The following is an 18,422-nucleotide window of genomic DNA, read 5'->3' on the forward strand; positions in this document are numbered from 1 at the left end:
GACGTCAGGCTGCGTCGGTCAGCCGCCGCCGCTGCCGGCGGTGCACGGTCATCGGCAGGCCACCCCGCACCCGCAGGGACAACATCGCCTCGGGTTCGACGACCTTGCCCGGCACCTTGCGCAGCCGCAGGTCCCGCGCGGCCGTCGCGAGCACGAACACCGCCTCCATCACGCCGAGGCTGTTGCCGATGCAGAACCTCGGCCCGGCCCCGAAGGGCAGGTAGGCGTAGCGCGGCGGCCGCTCCGCGGCGGTGAACCGGCCCGGGTCGAAGCGTTCCGGGTCGTCCCAGAACCCCGGGTGCCGGTGCAGCGTGTAGGGCACCACGACGACGTCGGACCCGGCCGGCACGTGGAACCCGCCGATTTCGTCGTCGGCCTGGGCGATCCGCGGCAGCAGCCACACCGGCGGGTACAGCCGCATGACCTCCTCGACGACCGCGACCGTGTAGGTCAGCCGCCGCAGGTCCTCGTGCTCGGGCAGCCGGTCGCCGAGCACCCGGGTGGCCTCGGCGTGCAGCCGCTCGCCGACCTCGGGGTGCTCGTCGATCAGGTGGAACGCCCAGCCGAGCGTGCTCGCCGTGGTCTCGTGGCCGGCCAGCAGCAGGGTGATCAGCTCGTCGCGCATCCGCTCGCGCGACGCGCCCTGCTCGGACCCGGACGCGATCAGCCGGGACAGCACGTCCTCGCCGTTCTCGACCGGGTTCGCCAGCCGCTGCTCGACCAGCTCGTCGGCGATCCGGCGCAGGTCGTCGCGCGCGGTCCGGAACTCGAGCTGCTTCTTCAGCGGCACCCACTGCGGGACCATGCTGAGCGTGACGGCCTCGAACATGGCCTGGTCCTGCACGGCTTCGAACGAGTGACCGAGCGTCTCGTACCCGCCCAGCTCGGCGTCGAGCAGCGTCTTGCCGAGCACGCCGAGCGTCAGCCCGGTCATCTCGTGCAGGATTTCGACCGGCCCCTCGTGCGAGGCCAGGCGCTTGACCAGCGCGTCCACTTCGGACGCGACGACCGCGGCCTGCCGCGAGATCCGCTTGGGCTGGAACACCGGCTGGATGGTCCGGCGCTGCTTCTTCCAGGTCTCGCCGTCGCTGGTGAGCAGGCCGTCGCCGAGGGCCCGGCGGGCCTCCTGCAGGCCGATGCCCTTGTGGTAGTTCGCGGCGTTGTCCGCGAGCACGTGCTTGGCCAGGTCCGGGTGGTTGACCAGGTACATCGCCTTCGGGCCGATGGCGATGCGGACGACGTCGCCGTAGGTCTCGGCGTTGTCGCCCATGAGCGCGAGCCGGTCGGTGAAGAGCTGCTTCAGCAACCGGAACGTCGCCCGGCGCGGCGGCCCGGGCGGCGCGGTGCGCGCCGCCCGGGTCTCGTCCGAGGGAACGGTCATGCCGCGACAGCCCCGGGCTTCTCGTCGTCGGCCGGCGGCGCCGAGGCGAGCTCCAGCTTCGTCTTCTGCGCGGCCTGGTCGGCCTCGAACTTGATCCGCGCCTTGTTCGAGAAGTGCAGGCCCCACAGGAACATGCCGCGGATCAGGCAGACGGTCGCGGTGGCCAGGAACAGCCCGTAGGCCACGTGCACGGCGGTGAAGAAGCCGTACGCGAGCGCCACCCCGGCGCCGAAGAGGAACTGCGAGCCCTTCTTCGACGGCGACGTGCCCGGGTCCGTGACCATGTAGTTCGTGTAGAGCACGAACGCGACGCCGGTGCCCATCGCCAGCGCGCCGGGGATCGACGTGCCGAAGAGCCAGCCGCGGACGAAGGCCTGGACGACGAAGAAGCTCAGCCAGCCCGCGATCAGCCACATCCGGTTGGTCAGCAGCGCGTTGAGCACCGTGCCCGACACGAGGATGATGCCGACGATCAGCCAGCCGCCCCAGGTGGGGATCTGCTCGGTGAAGTGGTACGGCGGGGCGATGCTGGCCCACGGGAACACGAGCAGGATGATCGTGATGCCGAAGTTCGACGGGTTCATGTAGTGCCGCATGCGGCCGTACACCGGCGCCTGCAGCACCCACTTCGCGCCGACAGCGACGACGACGCCGAACATCATCACGAGGATCTGGTCGTTGACGTAGGTCAGCATGTTGAGGGCGAGACCGGTGATGTGCGCGGGGAGCAGGAACTCCATGAGGCCCTTGAACCCGTTGCCCCGGAACCGGACGTCGCGCTGCGTCACGCGGGCGTTGATGATCTCCAGGACGATCTCCGTGGTGTACGCGGTCGCCAGCGCGACGAACGGGTACAGCCACGGCTGCTCGAAGCCGAGCACGGTGTAGCCGATGATGTTGAAGATCGTGATCGAGATCGCGAAGCGCCGCAGCGCGGTGATGACCTTGTTGGTCCGCTTCGGTGGCGCGCTGTCCACCTTGGTCAGAGTCGGGGTGGTCATGTCACATCGCTTCCTTCGCCGTGGAGCCCAGCTGGTACATGTGGCAACCGGGTTGCAGCTTCAGGTCCTGCGTCCGCAGCTGCCCGGTCCGGTCCCGCCACTGCAGGTGCACGTCAAGCGGGCCGCTGACGTTCTGGCCGAGGCCGATCTGGATGTCGAAGCTGCGCCGGCCGGCCTCCCCGCTGCTGCCGTCGACCCGGCCGAGGTACTTCTTGCCGTCCGAGGTCGTCACGGTCACCTGGGCGCCGATCGCGGGCACGCCGGCCGCGGGCAGCGGGCCGGGCGCCACCGGGGCGTCGGTGGTCAGCTTCAGCTGCAGGTACTTGCCGGGGTTCGGGCTGTCGTTGTGGTAGAAGATCGGCTCTTCCCACTGCCGGGCCACCGCGAACTCGGGCAGGCCGTCGCCGTCGGTGTCGCCGACCGCGATACCGCGGGTGGGCACCGGCACCGCGAGCCCCAGCTTCGGCGCGAGGTCGGCGTAGCGGCCGTCCGGGCTCTTCACGAAGAAGTGCAGCGTCTGGTCGCCGCCGATGTCGTCACCCGCGCGCGCGTTCGGCCACCAGAACGGGTTGGACAGCAGACCGTCGTGGGCCGTGGCGATCTCCTGCAGGTTCGGCCAGCGGTTGATCTGGCCCTTGACGAAGCCGGTCGCCTGGGCGATCTGGTTCTCGCCGCTGTTGTTGAAGTCCTGGATCTTGACATCCCAGCCCCAGCCCGACCACGCCGTGCCCTTCTCGGCGCTGTCGTCGTGGAACGGCGCGACGCCGTTCTGGAACTGCTTGGTCAGGTCCGCGTTGTCCTTGGCCTCGTTCATGAACTGGAAGTTCGACTCTTCGATGCCCCACGAGGTCGTGATGTTGCTGACGAACAGGTCGTAGAGGCCGTCGTGGTTCAGGTCGCCGAAGTCGACGCCCATCCCCTTGAACGAGTCGTGGCCCAGCACCTTCGACTTCGGGTCGGCGATCCCGCGGACCCCGGTGACCTCGGCGAGCTCGATGTGGCCCGGCGTGGACTTGTTGTACAGGAAGTGGTCGTGCCCGAAGTCGTTGGCGATGTAGAGCTCCGGCAGGTTGTCGCCGTTGACGTCGGTGGCGCTGGAAGCCAGCGTCCAGCCCAGCCGCGCGGACTCGGGGATGCCCTGCGACGCGTCGACGTACCGCGCGCTCGGGGTGGCGCCGGCCGAGCCGCCGGTCCAGCGGAAGATGTACTTGGCGCCGGAGTTCTCCGCGTGCGACATCGACTGGTTCAGCGTGATGCCGCCGTCGGCGTTCGGGTCGAGGACCCGGCTGTCCGGGAAGTAGTTGCCCACGAAGACGTCGACGTGGCCGTCGCCGTCGAAGTCGCCGATGGTGACGGAGTCGGTGTTCCACAGTGGACCGTTGTACTTGCCGTCGGCGCCGCGGTGGTCGCCCGGCACCAGCTCGGTCGGCTGGAACGCGGACGCGTCGAACTTGGTCGCGTTCGCCTTCTGCAGGAACAGGACGGGCGTCCGGCCCCAGTAGTAGGCCAGGACGTCGGTGCGGCCGTCCTCGTTGTAGTCACCGGGGACGCAGCCCATCGGCGCCATGTAGTCCCACGTCGGCAGCGCCGGGGCGGGGTCGAGCGCGAAGGGCGCGTACCGCGGGCCGGAGTCCGGCGCCGGCGTGATGACGACCTGGTCGCTGCGCGGGTCGACGAGGCAGAGGTCGTTGGCCTTGCCGCTGCCGCTGATGTCGTTGATGGCGATCGCGGCGCCGACCGAGGAGATCCACGCGGCGATGTGCTCGTACTCCTTGTTCACCGTCCGGATCGACTGCGACTTCTTGGCCGCCGGCAGCGCGATCGTCATCGGGGTGAAGTGGAACTTGCCCGCCATCGCGTCTTGCTCGGCGGCGGAAACGGTGGGCAGCCGGGCGACCAGGAACAGGCCGAGGATCAGCACCAGCGCCACGATGCCCGCCAGCTGCTTGCGCAGCCAGCCGAAGGTCGCGGTCATTTCTTCTTCCCTCCGTGGGTCAGCACTTCTTCGGCGATCCGCTGCCGCCAGGTTTCGAACGCCGGGACGTCGTCACCGTCGACGACCACGGCCGGGCGGACCTCCTGGGTGATGGCCGCGGCGCGTTCGGCGGACAGCCCGCAGATCGCCCGGGCCGCCATTTCGGTCTCCGGGATCAGCAGGCCCGACCGCACGCGGCATTCGGCGGCGAAGGCGCTGCCCTGTGCCAGCGGCCCGTGGTGGATTCCGGCGCGGTCGACCAGCTCGGCCAGTTCGTCGGCCGTGACGCCGCACGCGTAGGTCGAGGCCAGCCCCACCCCGGCGTACAGGTCGCCGTGGCGCGACTCGGGGAACCCCTCGATCGTCTTGGTCACCAGTTCGACGTCGGTGCCGCAGATGAACCACAGCGCCCGGCCGATGCCCTGGTCGATGGCTCGCAGCGCGTAGTCGCCGTACCGCCGGTCCGGCCACGAGAAGCCGGGTTCCTGGTACTGGTTCCGGATGTACTTGTCGGTCTTGAAGTACGCCTGGTGGAAGCCGTAGCCGTCGAGCACCAGCCAGCGCAGCAGCGGGTCGAACGCCGAAGCCTTCGGCCACGCGAACCGCGGGAGCCGGCACATCGCCCAGCCGACCCCGACGTAGATGATGTAGTCGTGCTTTTCGCCGGGGCCCGCCAGGAACTCGGCGATGTTCGAGCTCTTGCCGAAGGGCAGCCCGTCCAGCACGCCGTAGCCCATGCCCGCGCCTTCGTAGGCGAATCCGCGGAACTGCGGCGGGATCTGCTCGAGCCATTCCTCGGCTTGCTCGACCGACTTCGCCTCGACGGCGTGCGCGTACCCGAGCAGGAACTTCTCCCCGACGGTCTCGAGCCGTTCTTGTGCGGCTGGGCTCTTCCGGTGGAAGCCCCGCTTCTCCAGCAAGGTTTCCGAGACGTCCGGCGTCAAGACACGGCGTCTCAGCGTGCGCCAACCATTGCCCAACGCACTCTCCCCCTTAGGGTCGACAGGCTTGTTTCCTCTACGGTCACAGATTCCCTGGTCAGCGCTCTACTCCGCGCTTGCCGGCGATCACGGGTTCAGCTCGCGCGCCGCCGCGCGGCCGGGGCGAACTCCGTCCGGATCCGCTGCCGCCACAGCTCGTACGGCGGCACCGGCCCGTCGTCGCCGTCGGCCTGCTCGGTGCGGTCCGCGAGGTTTTGCGCGCCCTGCACGGACAGGTCGGTGAGCACGCCGGCGGCGAGGTGGGTGTGGGCGGGCACGTAGGAGGAGTACGTCCGCGCTTTCACCGCGAAGACCACGCCCAGCGCGAGCTCGTCGTAGTACTCGCCGGACGCCCGGCGCAGCCGGCCCAGCCCGCCCTGGTCGCTGCCGCCGGCGAAGGTCGCGGCCAGCCCGACCCCGCTCCACAGGTCCGCGCGGCGGTGCTCGGCGAACCGCCCGACGGCCGCGGCGACGGCGTCCGGGTTGCCGCCGTTGATGAACCACAGCGCGCGGCCGACACCCTGGTCGAACGCGCGGCCGAAGTACTCCGGACGGCCCGCCCACGGGTAGGGCACCGGCTCGGCCTGCTCGTCGACCCACTTGTCCGTGTCGAAGTAGGCGCGGTCGAAGCCGTAGCCGTCGACGGCCAGCCAGCTCATCACCGGGTGGTAGGCCACCCCGGTCAGCTCGGGCAGGATGTTCTTCCACAGTGGACGCGGCAGCCGCGCCATCGCGAAGCCGATCCCGATGTAGGTCAGGAAGATGTGCGGGCGCCCGGGGCCTTCCAGGAGCTCGCGGGTGCGGTCGCGGCCGCCGCCCGGCATCGCGTCGAGGATCGTGTAGCCCATCGTCGCGCCCTCGTAGGCGAACCCGCGCTGCTCGGGCTCGATCAGCGCGAGGCGGCGCTCGATCTCCCACAGCGAGGCGCCCTCGATGGCCCATTCGAAGCCGCACACGACCGCCTGCGGCACCGCCTCGAGCCGGGCCGTCGCGTCGGTGTGGGTGACCGGGAAGCCCCGTTCGGCGAACCCGACCGAAGCGAGGGAAGGAGCCAGGAAGCGCTTGCGGAGCACTCCGATAACGGTGGACATCGTCGTGGTCGTCCTTTGCTCGTCGGGGATCAGGCGACGCGCAGGTTCGGCCGCTGGGCGGCGAGCATGCGCTGGGTGAACGGCGACGGCATCGACGCCAGCGTGATCGCGATCGGCGCGTCGGTCGCCGCCGGCGCGCGCAGGGCGACCCGGCCCGCCGACTGGCCGAACGGCGACACCTGCACGGTCGAGTAGCCGATCGTGAACCGCGGCCCGGCGCCACCCGCCTGGTGCTGCGCGACCGCGATCGCGGTCCACCGGCCGGCGGGCACGCCGTGGATGGTCAGCTCACCGGAGCTCATGTTCGCCATGCCGCCGAAGGCGACCGGGCCGCACTGCGGCACCGCGTCGGCGAAGAGCCCGACGAGGGTGTCCGCGGGTGCGGCGCCACGCGGCATGTCCAGCCGCATCGACAGCACGCCGCTGCCGGTCTGCAGCGAGGCGCAGCTGCGCCCGGCCGCACGCAGCGTGCGCAGCGGCGGAAGCCGCTGGAACGTCGGCGAAATCGCCACGAGCAGCTCGGCGACTTCGGGCTCGCGGTACTGCGTCGGCGTCATCCCGACCGCGCGCGAGAACCGGCTGGTGAAGGTGCCGACGCTGCTGTAGCCGACACTGCAGACGATGTCGGAGACGTTGAGCGACGTCGTCAGCAGCAGCCGCTTCGCCTCGAACAGGCGCACGGCGGTGAGGAACCGGCCGGGCGTGACCCCGGTCGCGTCGGCGAACATCCGGGAGAAGTGGAACCGGCTGACGAACACCTCCGACGCCAGTTCCGCGAGCGTGATCGGCTCGAAGTACCGTTCCTGGATCGACGAAATCGCCTGCAGTACCGCGGGCCGGACCGACTTTTCCACCCGCTCGAGCGCCGGTTCGCGGAGCAGGTCGAACTCGCTGCCGTACCCGGCAGCCGCAACAGAGCGCAACATGATCAACCCAACCTCGAATTCCCAGACGTCAGTTCTCCTGGTGTCAGGGAAGACGCCGGTCCTTGCAGGACGGTCGACGCGCGCTGGAGGGTGACCGGGCGAAACGCACCCGCTCGCCGGACACCCGCTCGTCCACCGGAGATCCACACCGGACGGTCCGTGCGGAACGCACGGTGCGGACGTGCGGGACACCCGCCCGCGGGAGCCGCGGCGGTCCCGCCGGGGCCGGCGCCTGGTCCGTTCCAGCGACCCCGCCGGGCATCCGGCCCCAGGTTGGGCCGGATGGCGGACCATGCGGAACGCACGGGACGAAGCTGCGAAACGCACGGGGCCACGGGGGAAACCCACGTTGACTCTGGTGGGTGACTCACTGGTCGCCGGAAGGACGCTCTGTCACATTCGGATAGAAGCCCGGAGTCGGCCGTCCCCCGACCCGCGCCGCACCACTGGGGAGCGCGAGGACGCATTGATGACGCTGGAGGCCTGCCATGTACTCCGAACTTCCGCCAACGGAAGCACCCGACGACGGCGGAGTGACGTTCACCGTCCTGGGCCCGCTGGAAGTGCTGCGCGCCGGGGCCGACTACGCGCCGACCACGCCGAAGGTGTTGCAGCTGCTCGCCGTGCTGGTGATGCGCCCGGGCAAGATGGTACACATCGACACCCTGATCCGGGAGCTGTGGTCGGACAACCCGCCCCGGACGGTGCGGACGACGTTGCACACCTACGTCTACCACCTGCGCCGGTGCATCGACCAGAACCGGCTGGCCCCCGACGGTGAGAAGATGCTGGCCACCAAGCAGTCCGGCTACACCTTCTACATCGATCCGTCCCAAGTGGACGTCCACCGGTTCGTCCGGCTGCAGCAGCTGGGCCACGAGCACCAGGACGCCGGCGACCACACCGCGGCGGCCGACGCCTACCGCGCGGCGCTCGACCTCTGGTCCGGCCCGCCGCTCGCGAACGTCTACTGTGGACCGATCCTGTCGGCGTACCGCACCGAGCTGCTGGAACAGCGCCGCAGCGTGCTGCACCTGCGGATCGAAGCCGAGATCACCAGCGGCAAGCACCGCGAGCTGATCGGCGAGCTGAGGTCGCTGGCCACCGGCAGCCCGCTCGACGAAGCCCTGCACGGTCAGCTGATGCGCGTGCTCGGCCGCAGCGGGCGGCGCTCCGACGCGATGGCCGTCTACCGCAGGCTCCGGTCGCGGCTGGCCGGCGAGCTGGGCGTCGAACCGTGCGACGACCTCCAGGTGCTGCACCGCGAGCTGATCTCCGAAGGGGACCACCGCTGATCAACCGCTTCCCCGGCTCCGGCCGTTCACCCCGCTCCGCCCGAGAAAGAAGTGAGGAAGTTCGATGCCCGCTCCCAACACCCGCGCCTACGGCCAGTTCTGCGGCCTCGCCCGCGCGCTCGAGATCGTCGGCGAGCGCTGGTCGCTGCTGATCGTCCGTGACCTGGTGCTCGGCCCGAAGCGCTACGACGAGCTGCAGGCCGGCCTGCCCAAGATCCCGCCGTCGATCCTGTCGGCCCGCCTCAACGAGCTGGAGGCGACCGGGGTGCTGCGCCGCCGCGTCCGCGCCGAGCTCGACGCGGGCCTGGTCTACGAGCTGACCCAGTACGGCAGCGAACTCGACCAGATCCTGCTCGACCTCGGGCTGTGGGGCGCGCGCTCGCTGCACCACCCGGGCCCGGACGACGTCTTCACCCTCGACTCGGCGATCCTCTCGCTGTACACGACGTTCCGCGCGGACGCCGCCGAGGGCGTCCAGATCAACTACGAGATCCGCTTCGACGACCGCATGATCGTCCACACCCTGGTCGAGGACGGCGCGGTCAAGGTCGGCGAGGGCCGCTTCGCCGGCGCGGACCTGGTGATCAAGGCCGCGAGCGGGTCGGTTCTGCTGGACCTGATGAGCGGCCACGTGTCGGCGGCCGAGGCGATCCGCTCGGGCAAGCTCTCGATCGACGGCGACCTGGCGGACCTGGAGCTGTTCGCCCGGCTGTTCCACGTCCCGGCGGCACCGGAGCCCCCTTCGGGCATCGTGGTCCGCTGAGTCTTCGAGGGCCCGCCCGGCTCGGTCCCGGGCGGGCCCCCGGTCAGCTCGGCGCGGAATCCGCGGACGCGATCCGTCCCGCCCGCATCAGCAAGTACCGCCGCTCGGGCGAACTCGCCGTCCGCTGCGCCGCCTTCAGGTAGTGCTCACGCGCACCCGGCAAATCCCCCGCCAGCTCGAGCAAATGCGCCCGCACCGCATCGAGACGGCGGCCCACGTCGAGCTTCGCGTCGATCGTGTCCAGCAGTTCCAGCCCGCGCGCCGGGCCCGCGGCCTGGGCCACCGCCACCGCCTGGTTGATCGTCACCACCGGGCTCGGCATCAGCGCCTGCAGCACGTGGTACAGCTCGACGATCTGCGGCCAGTCCGTCTCCTCCGTGCTCGGCGCGGTGGCGTGCAGCGCCGCGATCGCCGCCTGGACCTGGTACGGCCCGAGCGCCGCGTGGCCGATCGTCGCGTCCACCAGTGCCTCGCCCTCGGCGATCAGCGCCGCGTCCCAGCGGCCGCGGTCCTGGTCCTGCAGCGGCACCAGCTCGCCGTCCGGGCCCGTGCGCGCCTCGCGCCGCGCGTCGGTCAGGAGCATCAGCGCGAGCAGGGCCGCCACCTCGCCCTCGTCCGGGATCAGCGCGTGCACCGCGCGGGTCAGCCGGATGGCCTCCGCGGCCAGCTCGGCGCGCAGCAGGTTCTCCCCCGACGTCGCCGTGTACCCCTCGTTGAAGATCAGGTACAGCACCTGGAGGACCACGCGCAGCCGGTCGCCGAAGTCGTCCGGTGAGGGCTCGCTGAACGTCGACCCCGCGGCGGCGATGCTTTCCTTCGCGCGGGTGATGCGCCGCGTCATGGTCGCCTCGGGGACCAGGAACGCGCTCGCGATCTGCGCCGTGGTCAGGCCGCCGACCGCGCGCAGCGTCAGCGCGACCTGTGAAGACGGCGAAACCGCGGGGTGGCAGCACAGGAACAGCAGCTTCAGCGTGTCGTCTTCGCCGGCGGGCTGGTCCTCGCCCGGCCCGGCGACGACGGTCACCGGTTCCCGCACGGCGACCGACTCCTCGCGCCGCCGCCGCGCGCTCTCGCTGCGCCAGTGGTCGGTGAGCCGCCGGGTGGCGACCGTGACCAGCCAGCTGCGCGGGTTGTCCGGGACGCCTTCGGCCGGCCACTGCTCGCTCGCCGCCAGCAGGGCCTCCTGGACGGCGTCCTCGCACGCGTCGAACTGGCCGTACCTGCGCACCAGCACGCCCAGGACCTGCGGCACCAGCGGGCGCAGGATCTCGGCGACCGGGGCGGGCGCGGTCACGTCACGAACCGGGGATCTCGGTCTCGGCATCGGCGAAGAAGACGATCTCCCGCACCTCGACGCCCATGCCGTCGAGCGCGGCGTCCGGGATCATCGCGGCCAGTTCGACCGCGCGCTCCTTGCTCGCGCAGTCGACGAGGTAGTAGCCGGCCAGGAACTCCTTCGACTCGAGGAACGGGCCGTCGGTGACCGCGGGCAGTCCCCCGCGCACCCGCACGACGGCGGTCTCGGCGACCGGAGCGAGCGCCTGCGTGCCGATCATCTCGCCGGACTCCCGGATCGTGCGGATGAAGTCCTGGTGCCCGCTCATGATGGCGTCCATGTCCTGCTGGGGCAGGTTCGCCATCACGTCCGGGTTGAGGTACATCGCCAGCAGGTACTTCACGCCCGCCCTCCCATCGTCGGTGGCCATGAACATAGCCGACCCCGCCCGCGGCGCGACGTCGCACGCGCGGAGTGGAGCCGCCGCCGGGCCGCCTGCCAGCCTGAACCTCCCGGGCAGTCCCGGTTACCCGGACCCAGGAGGGTGGCCCGATGACCGACGTGTTCGCGGACCTGCGGACCGAGACCGAAGCGCTGGCCGAGCTGGCCGAGCGCCACGCGTACGGCCCCGGCCCCGACATCACCGGGCACTTCGCCCGGCTGACGTCGACCGCGCGCCTGGTCCGGCTCAGCGCCGAAAACCCGGGCGCCTTCGGCGTCACCCCGCAGATCTCCTACGACTCGCTCGAAGAGGCGATCGTGACGTGGCTGATCGAGCAGCGGAAGGCCAACGCCCTGCTCGAGTCGGCCACCGCGCAGGCGGAGCTGCCCTGGAGCGACGGACCGCTGCGCCCGTCGGTGCTGGCCGCGGCGGCGCTGACCGAGCTGTTCGCCTGCGGCCAGGACGTCGCCGACGCGCTCGGCGTCCGCCCGCGGCGCGGCGACGCCATCGGGCACGTCGCCTACTACGGCGTCCGGACCAGGGACCGCGCCTACCGGCGGCACCAGCGGACACCGCCGGGGCCGTTCCGGTTCGAGCTCGAGGCGCCGTCCGGGACGCGGTGGGACTTCGGGCCGGCCGACGCCGCGGACCGCGTGGCCGGGACCGCCGAGGACTTCTGCCTGCTGGTGACCGGCCGCCGCCACGCCGAGGAGCTGGCCTTGACGTTCAGCGGCGGGCACACCGCCGAATGGCTGGAACTGCTGGAGAGCTGACCGGCGTCACTCGAACGGCGCGGGATCGCCCGCCCCGACCCGCAGGATCTCCGGTTCCCCGGAAGAGAAGTCCACGACGGTCGTCGGCTCGACCCCGCAGTCGCCGGAGTCCAGCACCGCGTCGAGCTGGTGGTCCAGCTCCTCCTTGATCTCCCAGCCCTGCGTCATCGGCTCGGCCTGGTCCGGCAGCAGCAGCGTGCTCGACAGCAGCGGCTCGCCGAGCTCGGCCAGCAGCGCCTGGGTGACGCGGTGGTCGGGGATGCGCACGCCGACCGTCTTCTTCTTTTCGTGCATCAGCCGCCGCGGCACCTCCTTGGTGGCGGGCAGGATGAACGTGTAGCTGCCCGGTGTCGCGGCCTTGATCGCGCGGAACACCGCGTTGTCGATGATGACGAACTGGCCCAGCTGGGCGAAGTCCTGGCACACCAGCGTGAAGTGGTGCCGGTGGTCGAGCTTGCGGATGGTGCGGATCCGGTCGAGCCCGTCGCGGTTGCCCGGCCGGCACCCGAGCGCGAAGCACGAGTCGGTCGGGTAGGCGATCAGCCCGTCGGCGCGGAGGAGCTCGACGACCTGGCCCAGCGAACGGCGCTGCGGGTTCTCCGGGTGCAGGTCGAAATAACGTGCCATGCCCGCAGAGCCTAGGGTCCGGCCCGCTCCCGGGCACGGCGAGGGTTTCCGGCCGGCTCGTCCAGGACGCCCGCGTCTCCCAGCTTGCGGTCCCCGCCCCGAACGCTGGGACCCGCCGGGGCTCCCGGGCCACACTCCGATCGGGGACCACATCCAGGGAGGGCGAGCCATGACGAAGCTGACCGTGCCGGAGCTGGACGGGCCCCGGGTCGTCAACGCGGCGAGGTACCTGTTCGAGGGCCCGCAGGGCCGGATCTCGCTGGCCGAGCTCTTCGACGGGCGCCCGCGGCTCGCGGTGCACCACACGATGCCGGGCCACAGCGGCCCCTTCGCCGACGCGTCCGCCGCCGACGTCGCCGCCGCGCTGCACGACCCCGGCCTGCGGCTGGTGCTGGTCTCCACCGCGCCCTACACCGAACTCGAGCGGTACCGGCGGCACTTCGGCCGGGACCTGCCGACGTACTCGGCGGGCCGCGCGTTCACCGCCGACTTCCCGGTGACCCGGCGCCTGCCCGAGACCACGGGCGGCGAGTTCTGGGACGACCTCGAGTCGGCGCTGGGCTTCTTCCGGCACGAGCGCGGTTGCGTGCTGCACACCGGATCGGTCGCCCTGTCCCGGCTGGACTTCCTGAGCCTGCTCGGCGTGCCGGACCGGCTGCGGTCCGCCTCCGGCCGGCGCTGAGCCCCGCCCCCGCCGTCGTCGTGCCGTACTCCCGGGTTCGCCGCGGCCCCTCACCGGGTTTTTTCAGCGCACGGAATCGGACGTCCGGTGCGTTACGATCAGGCGGCAGCAGAACGCACACCGCGCCATGGCCGGGCCACCTGGGGCGCCCCGGTCACCGCCGAGACCCCGGGGGTTCCGCACTGATGTCGCCGGTCGCCGCGCTCGAACCGGCCGCGGAGCTGTCCGCCACCGCCGAACCACGCGGCACCACCGCGGCCGACCGCCGCCCCCGGCTGGCCACGTACCTCTCCGCGGCCATCATCGTCGTGGTCATCACCGGGTTCAGCGTGATCGGCGTCGTCAGCCTGCTGCCCCGGTCGGTCGGCGTCCTCCACGCCGGGTACGCCATCGTGGCCGCCGCCGCGCTGCTGGCGATCCAGCTGCTGTGGTTCAGCCGCCCGTCCGCCGGGCTCGGGTCGACGACCAGCCGGGTGCTGTTCGCGGTCATGATCGCCCTCGCGTACGTGCCGATGCTGACCTTCGGCCGGCTGTGGGCCACCATGCTGGTGTACGTCGGCAGCGCCGCGCTCCTGGTCCTCCCGCCGCGGTACGGCTGGGGCGCGGTCGTCGCGGTGCTGCTCAGCGCCGTCGCGGTCTACGAGGCCTCCGGCGCGGGTCCGGTGAGCACCTTCTACAACGTGTTCGGGACGCTCTTCTACATCCTGGTCTTCTACCTGCTGTCGCGGCTCGCGCGGATGGTCCACGAGCTGCACGCGGCCCGCACCGAACTGGCCCAGCGCGCGGTCGCCGAGCAGCGGCTGGCCTTCGCCCGCGACCTGCACGACCTGCTGGGGCTGAGCCTGTCGGCGATCGCGCTCAAGGGCGAGCTCGTGTCGCGCCTGATGCGCAAGTCCGCCGAGCGCGCCAAGGCCGAGCTCGGCGAGATCACCGCCACCGCCCAGCGCACCCTCTCCGATGTCCGCGCGGTGTCCCACGGCTACCGCGAGCTCTCGCTGGAGAAGGAGTCCCGGACGGCCGAATCGCTGCTGTCGGCGTCGGAGATCGCCGTCCGGATCCACCTCGACCAGGGCGATCTGCCGGTCCAGGTCCGCACGCTGCTGGCGAAGGTGCTCCGCGAAGGTGTCACGAACGTCCTGCGCTACAGCGACGTCGAGCACTGCGAAATCGACGTCCGGCACCAGGACGGCAAGGTCGTCCTGGAGATCGTCAACGACGGCGTGGCGGCGGACGACCCGGCGCTCGCCCCGGGCAGCGCGCTGACGGTGCTGCCCGACGAAGTCGCCGCGCTCGGCGGCCGGGCGAGCGCGAAGGCCGGCGCGGACGGCCGGTTCCGGCTGCGCGTCGAGCTCCCCCTGCCCGGCCGGCCGGGCGACGCCGCCGAACACGGCACCGAGGAGCGGTCGGCGAGCACGTCGAGGCAGATCCGCCGGCTGCTGCCGGTGATCATGGTGCTGATGGGGATCGGCGCGACGGCGCACCTGCTCCAGCTGACCCCGCGGCCGTGGGAGGTCGCCCTGGTCCTCGGCTCGATCGTGGCGTTGCTGGCCCTGCAGTTCTCGTACTTCAACCGGCCGACGACGCAGCTGCGGTCCGCGCAGAGCTACGGGATGCTCCTGGTCCAGGCCTGCCTGATCTACCTGCCGCTGCTGCCGCTCGGCCCGAACTGGGTGAGCCTGCCCGGGCTGCTGATCGGCAGCGCGCTGCTGGTGCTGCCGCCGGTCGCGGGCTGGGCGTTCTTCGTGCTCAACATCGCCGCCTACGCGGAGATCCAGCGGCTGTCGGGCGCGGACGTCACGGCGACGATCTTCTACACGGCCGCGACCGTGATGACGAGCCTGGCGGTGTTCGGGCTGCTGTGGCTGGTCCGGCTGGTCACCGAGCTCGCCAGCACCCGGCGGCGGCTCGCCGAGATGGCGCTGGCCGAGGAGCGGCTGCGGTTCGCCCGCGACCTGCACGACCTGCTCGGCATGAGCCTGTCGGCGATCGCGCTCAAGAGCGAGCTGACCGCCCGGGTGCTGCCCCTGGACCGCGACCGCGCGGCGGAGGAGCTGACCGAGGTCCTGGGGCTGACCAGGCAGGCGCTGTCGGACGTCCGGTCGGTGGCGAGCGGCTATCGCGAGCTGTCGCTGGACAGCGAGTCCCGCACGGCGAAATCGGTGCTGGCGGCCGCCGACGTCCGCGTCCGCATGGAGATGCTCGGCGACGACCTGCCGACCCCGGTGCGCACGGTGCTGGCGGTGGTCCTGCGCGAAGGCGTGACGAACGTGCTGCGGCACAGCAAGGTGGAGAGCTGCGAGATCGCGATGCGCCGCACGGACGGCGGCATCTGCCTCGACATCGTGAACGACGGCGTGGAGCGCGACGGTGCCCCGGAACCGGTGGTCCCCGAACCGCGCGCGGTGACGGTGCCGGGGGATTCCTCGCCCGGCAGCGGGATCGGCAACCTGTCCCACCGGGTCGCCGACCTCGGCGGCGAGCTGACCGCGGGAGTCGAGCCGGACGGCCGCTTCCGGCTGCGCGCGGTCGTCCCCGCCTGACCCGTCGGGTCTTCGGCCGGCGCGGAACCACGGTCCGGCAACGGGTTCGTCGAGCCTCCCACCGTCTCCGGGCCGACCGAAGGCCTGGACCACTCGACTTGGTCTGGACCTCCACGCCGACCGGGTCAGAGCCAGCCGGCCTCCTCCGCGATCCGGATCGCGTCGACCCGGTTGCGGGCGTTGAGCTTCGCCACCACCGTCGTGAGATAGTTCCGTACTGTCCCGGCGGAAAGGTACAGCCGGGCCGCGACCTCGACCGTTCCGTAGCCCTGCGCCGTCATCCGCAGCACGTCCAGCTCGCGGGCGGTCAGCGGGCAGTCGACCGTGTCCCACGCGGCCAGCGCCAGGTCGCCGTCGACCATGCGGCGGCCGGCCAGCACGCCGCGCACGGCGTTCGCCAGCTTGTCGGGCGGCGCGTCCTTGAGCAGGAAGCCGCCCACCTTGGCGTCCAGCGCGCGTCTGAGCGTGCCGGGGCGGCCCAGGCTGGTCAGGATGAGCGTCCGGCAGTCCGGCAGGTATTCGTGCAGCTCACCGGCCGCGGTGAGGCCGTCCTTGCCGGGCAGGTCGATGTCGATGACGGCCACCTGCGCCTGCTTGGCGCGCGCGGCGGGGAGGATCTCGAGCCCGGAGGCGACCTCCGCGACCACCTCGATGTCGGGTTCGAGCCGCAGCAGCGCCACCAGTGCTCCCCGCACGATGTGCATGTCCTCGGCCACCAGCACTCTGATCACGGGTGCCTCCGCACTCACGATTCCCCAGAAGCTCAGTTAAACATTCTGCTTGACGAATCGGTTGCACCATTCGGGCACCACTTTGCGGCGATGCCGCTAAATGCACATGCACAGGTAAGGACCAGGTTAAAACGCCTACTCGCACCCGGTCGGCTACCAGCCGTCACGAGCGCGGAGCGAGTTCCCGTCACCTGTGTCGGAAATTTTCCGGCCAGGTCGCCTGTGGACTCCCCGCCGGTCGACGCGCGACGAGCCGGCCGCGGCGGGCGCGCTGGGCGCCCGTCGCGACCGGCTCGTCGACGGCGAGAACTGCGCAAACGCGCATCAAGCCGCTTCGAGGACGTCGGCACGGCAGTAGCACGTGCCGCGGCGGGTCTGCCCGTCACCCGCGGAAGCGTCGATGCTCCAGTGCTCGAAACGGTCGATCACGAGGTCGGAACCCGTCTTTTCGAACTCGATCTCCAGATCGGCGAAAAGCGCGCGGACGTTGGCGGAAACCTGTGCGGACATGTTCTGCTCCCAGTGGCGAAGATGAATGCTTCACGTGCCATAAATCGTCGCCAATCGAAGCAACATCAACCAGTGTCCGCATCATCGGAGTGATATGGCTTACACATGGTCCGTGCGGTTTCGGGGAAGACTCCGAACGGGCTAGCAAGGGGGTCGAAACCCGTCGAACACCCCGGTTTTCGTCACTTTGCGCACTCAGGCACATCCCGCGCGCTACCGCGGGTATGAGAAACGCATGTGCGCCGACCACCGGAGTTCCCGTTCCGGGCCCGTCGCACACCCGATGTGCAAAACGCATGTCCAGCACCGGTGAAATCCACTCGGACCAGTGCGCAGAGCACTTAAGAAGTAGACGCCCGCGGAACTACAGTTTTGGTCGAAATCACATCCCCGCACCGGGACGCCTTCATCGGGAAGGTGCCCACGCGGCATTGTCGACCGGGAGGGACGGCCACCATGGATGAGATCGTCCGGCAAGCTGTGGCACGCGCCATCGTGACCATGCGAGACAACCTGGGCGAGCGGCTCACGATCGACGACCTCGCCCGCGCGGCCATGTTCAGCAAGTTCCACTTCACCCGGGTGTTCCTGCGGGTCACCGGGCTGTCGCCGGGCCGGTTCCTGTCGGCCCTGCGGCTCGCGGAGGCCAAGCGCCTGCTCGCGACCACGGTCATCTCGGTGGCCGACATCAGCCACCAGGTCGGCTACAACAGCGTCGGCACGTTCAGCGCCCGGTTCAGCGGCAGTGTCGGCGTTTCGCCGTCGGGTTACCGGCAGTTGCGCGGCATGGCGCCGCGGATCGCCGACCTGCAGGCCCAGCCGGGCTCCGGGACGACCGTGCGCGGCCAGCTGCGCGTCGCGCCGTCGGCCGAAGTCGGGCCGGTGTTCGTGGGGCTGTTCGCGGCCCGGATCGCCGAGGGCGCGCCGGCCAGGTTCGCCGTCCTGCCCGGCCCGGGACCGTATGCACTGGCAGACGTTCCGCTGGGCTCGTGGTACGTGCTCACCCACGCCTACGGCTGCGGCGAGGTCGACAACCACACCCTGCGGCCCTACACCGGCCTGACCGGCCCGGTGACCGTCCACCGCGGCGTCACGGCGAGCCTGGCCGACGTCCGGCTGCGCCCGCGCCACGGCTTCGACCCGCCGGTCCTGCTCGCGCTGCCCGACCTGCGCCGGCCCGCGGTGGCCCGCCCGATGGCGGTCTGAGGCGTACAATTCGACGGCACCGAATCCGTCGTCCGTTAATCCGCGGGCGGCGGACTCAGCGCCGCCGCGTCCGCCGCAGCCATTCGGACCAGCGGGCCGCCGGGTAACGAAGGTGAATTCCCGGCCATTCACTCCGGTGAGCTTGTCGCGAAACACCGTCGCGACCGGGCAATGGCGTACAATTGCGGTTCGGAGTCGTCGGACTGGGGTGCGAGGTACCGTC

At 71.0% G+C, this 18,422-nt stretch carries 17 protein-coding genes; 6 read left to right on the forward strand and 11 right to left on the reverse strand.

The annotated features are described in order from the left end of the window. Nucleotides 1-4: 4 nt before the first annotated feature. The 6 genes from ACWEVP_RS15895 to ACWEVP_RS15920 all read right to left on the reverse strand — a co-directional run bounded on the left by ACWEVP_RS15895 (nucleotide 5) and on the right by ACWEVP_RS15920 (nucleotide 7,354). On the reverse strand, nucleotides 5-1,381 hold the full coding sequence (locus ACWEVP_RS15895; protein ID WP_452063270.1) for a cytochrome P450: 1,377 nt from the start codon (nucleotides 1,379-1,381) through the stop codon (nucleotides 5-7). After that, on the reverse strand, nucleotides 1,378-2,382 hold the full coding sequence (locus ACWEVP_RS15900; protein ID WP_452063271.1) for an enediyne biosynthesis protein: 1,005 nt from the start codon (nucleotides 2,380-2,382) through the stop codon (nucleotides 1,378-1,380). The genes ACWEVP_RS15895 and ACWEVP_RS15900 overlap by 4 nt, the downstream gene beginning before the upstream one ends. Nucleotide 2,383: 1 nt before the next feature. After that, the gene (locus tag ACWEVP_RS15905) at nucleotides 2,384-4,357 is read right to left on the reverse strand and encodes a CRTAC1 family protein (protein ID WP_452063272.1); all 1,974 of its coding nucleotides are present in this window, start codon (nucleotides 4,355-4,357) and stop codon (nucleotides 2,384-2,386) included. After that, nucleotides 4,354-5,337: a DUF1702 family protein gene (locus ACWEVP_RS15910; RefSeq protein ID WP_452063273.1), complete on the reverse strand. Its 984-nt coding sequence runs from the start codon at nucleotides 5,335-5,337 to the stop codon at nucleotides 4,354-4,356. The genes ACWEVP_RS15905 and ACWEVP_RS15910 overlap by 4 nt, the downstream gene beginning before the upstream one ends. Nucleotides 5,338-5,432: 95 nt before the next feature. Continuing rightward, nucleotides 5,433-6,428 (reverse strand): DUF1702 family protein, encoded by a 996-nt coding sequence (locus ACWEVP_RS15915; RefSeq protein ID WP_452063274.1) that lies wholly within the window; start codon nucleotides 6,426-6,428, stop codon nucleotides 5,433-5,435. A 29-nt stretch (nucleotides 6,429-6,457) separates the two neighbouring features. Beyond that, a complete protein-coding gene (locus ACWEVP_RS15920) occupies nucleotides 6,458-7,354 on the reverse strand; it encodes a helix-turn-helix transcriptional regulator (RefSeq protein ID WP_452063275.1) in 897 nt (298 codons plus the stop codon). Between the two features lie 488 nt (nucleotides 7,355-7,842). Here ACWEVP_RS15920 and ACWEVP_RS15925 point away from each other — a divergent pair, with 488 nt between their 5' ends. Together ACWEVP_RS15925 and ACWEVP_RS15930 are read left to right on the forward strand one after the other, a co-directional pair. Next, nucleotides 7,843-8,649: an AfsR/SARP family transcriptional regulator gene (locus ACWEVP_RS15925; protein WP_452063276.1), complete on the forward strand. Its 807-nt coding sequence runs from the start codon at nucleotides 7,843-7,845 to the stop codon at nucleotides 8,647-8,649. Between the two features lie 64 nt (nucleotides 8,650-8,713). Then, complete coding sequence (locus ACWEVP_RS15930) at nucleotides 8,714-9,412, forward strand: winged helix-turn-helix transcriptional regulator (protein WP_452063277.1); 699 nt, start codon at nucleotides 8,714-8,716, stop codon at nucleotides 9,410-9,412. A gap of 43 nt (nucleotides 9,413-9,455) precedes the next feature. Here the strand turns inward: ACWEVP_RS15930 and ACWEVP_RS15935 are convergent, their stop codons facing one another. Continuing rightward, nucleotides 9,456-10,706, reverse strand: a complete 1,251-nt coding sequence (locus ACWEVP_RS15935; protein WP_452063278.1) for an RNA polymerase sigma factor — start codon at nucleotides 10,704-10,706, stop codon at nucleotides 9,456-9,458. A 1-nt stretch (nucleotide 10,707) separates the two neighbouring features. Next, nucleotides 10,708-11,091: a YciI family protein gene (locus ACWEVP_RS15940; protein WP_452063314.1), complete on the reverse strand. Its 384-nt coding sequence runs from the start codon at nucleotides 11,089-11,091 to the stop codon at nucleotides 10,708-10,710. Between the two features lie 149 nt (nucleotides 11,092-11,240). Between ACWEVP_RS15940 and ACWEVP_RS15945 the strand changes: the two genes are divergently transcribed. After that, on the forward strand, nucleotides 11,241-11,903 hold the full coding sequence (locus ACWEVP_RS15945; protein ID WP_452063279.1) for a maleylpyruvate isomerase family mycothiol-dependent enzyme: 663 nt from the start codon (nucleotides 11,241-11,243) through the stop codon (nucleotides 11,901-11,903). Between the two features lie 6 nt (nucleotides 11,904-11,909). On the opposite strand, the gene ACWEVP_RS15950 is transcribed toward ACWEVP_RS15945, so the two are convergent. Continuing rightward, nucleotides 11,910-12,530, reverse strand: coding sequence for an L-threonylcarbamoyladenylate synthase (locus ACWEVP_RS15950; protein WP_452063280.1), 621 nt, complete (start codon nucleotides 12,528-12,530; stop codon nucleotides 11,910-11,912). Between the two features lie 169 nt (nucleotides 12,531-12,699). Between ACWEVP_RS15950 and ACWEVP_RS15955 the strand changes: the two genes are divergently transcribed. Both ACWEVP_RS15955 and ACWEVP_RS15960 read left to right on the forward strand, forming a co-directional pair. Further along, complete coding sequence (locus ACWEVP_RS15955) at nucleotides 12,700-13,212, forward strand: DUF899 family protein (protein ID WP_452063281.1); 513 nt, start codon at nucleotides 12,700-12,702, stop codon at nucleotides 13,210-13,212. 185 nt (nucleotides 13,213-13,397) lie between these two features. Beyond that, a complete protein-coding gene (locus ACWEVP_RS15960; protein WP_452063282.1) occupies nucleotides 13,398-15,752 on the forward strand; it encodes a sensor histidine kinase in 2,355 nt (784 codons plus the stop codon). Nucleotides 15,753-15,877: 125 nt separating this feature from the next. On the opposite strand, the gene ACWEVP_RS15965 is transcribed toward ACWEVP_RS15960, so the two are convergent. Next, nucleotides 15,878-16,483 (reverse strand): response regulator transcription factor, encoded by a 606-nt coding sequence (locus ACWEVP_RS15965; protein ID WP_452063283.1) that lies wholly within the window; start codon nucleotides 16,481-16,483, stop codon nucleotides 15,878-15,880. 324 nt (nucleotides 16,484-16,807) lie between these two features. Next, nucleotides 16,808-16,993: a hypothetical protein gene (locus tag ACWEVP_RS15970; protein ID WP_452063284.1), complete on the reverse strand. Its 186-nt coding sequence runs from the start codon at nucleotides 16,991-16,993 to the stop codon at nucleotides 16,808-16,810. Nucleotides 16,994-17,449: 456 nt separating this feature from the next. Here ACWEVP_RS15970 and ACWEVP_RS15975 point away from each other — a divergent pair, with 456 nt between their 5' ends. Further along, the gene (locus tag ACWEVP_RS15975; protein ID WP_452063285.1) at nucleotides 17,450-18,199 is read left to right on the forward strand and encodes a helix-turn-helix domain-containing protein; all 750 of its coding nucleotides are present in this window, start codon (nucleotides 17,450-17,452) and stop codon (nucleotides 18,197-18,199) included. The last annotated feature ends 223 nt before the right edge of the window (nucleotides 18,200-18,422 follow it).

Source organism: Amycolatopsis sp. NPDC003865 (assembly GCF_053605345.1).

Coding starts and splice junctions, on each gene's coding strand:
- ACWEVP_RS15930 (WP_452063277.1), top strand. CDS start 8,714: ATGCCCGCTCCCAACACCCGCGCCTACGGCCAGTTCTGCGGCCTCGCC.
- ACWEVP_RS15960 (WP_452063282.1), top strand. CDS start 13,398: ATGTCGCCGGTCGCCGCGCTCGAACCGGCCGCGGAGCTGTCCGCCACC.
- ACWEVP_RS15955 (WP_452063281.1), top strand. CDS start 12,700: ATGACGAAGCTGACCGTGCCGGAGCTGGACGGGCCCCGGGTCGTCAAC.
- ACWEVP_RS15915 (WP_452063274.1), bottom strand. CDS start 6,428: ATGTCCACCGTTATCGGAGTGCTCCGCAAGCGCTTCCTGGCTCCTTCC.
- ACWEVP_RS15945 (WP_452063279.1), top strand. CDS start 11,241: ATGACCGACGTGTTCGCGGACCTGCGGACCGAGACCGAAGCGCTGGCC.
- ACWEVP_RS15920 (WP_452063275.1), bottom strand. CDS start 7,354: ATGTTGCGCTCTGTTGCGGCTGCCGGGTACGGCAGCGAGTTCGACCTG.
- ACWEVP_RS15925 (WP_452063276.1), top strand. CDS start 7,843: ATGTACTCCGAACTTCCGCCAACGGAAGCACCCGACGACGGCGGAGTG.
- ACWEVP_RS15905 (WP_452063272.1), bottom strand. CDS start 4,357: ATGACCGCGACCTTCGGCTGGCTGCGCAAGCAGCTGGCGGGCATCGTG.
- ACWEVP_RS15950 (WP_452063280.1), bottom strand. CDS start 12,530: ATGGCACGTTATTTCGACCTGCACCCGGAGAACCCGCAGCGCCGTTCG.
- ACWEVP_RS15900 (WP_452063271.1), bottom strand. CDS start 2,382: ATGACCACCCCGACTCTGACCAAGGTGGACAGCGCGCCACCGAAGCGG.
- ACWEVP_RS15970 (WP_452063284.1), bottom strand. CDS start 16,993: ATGTCCGCACAGGTTTCCGCCAACGTCCGCGCGCTTTTCGCCGATCTG.
- ACWEVP_RS15895 (WP_452063270.1), bottom strand. CDS start 1,381: ATGACCGTTCCCTCGGACGAGACCCGGGCGGCGCGCACCGCGCCGCCC.
- ACWEVP_RS15975 (WP_452063285.1), top strand. CDS start 17,450: ATGGATGAGATCGTCCGGCAAGCTGTGGCACGCGCCATCGTGACCATG.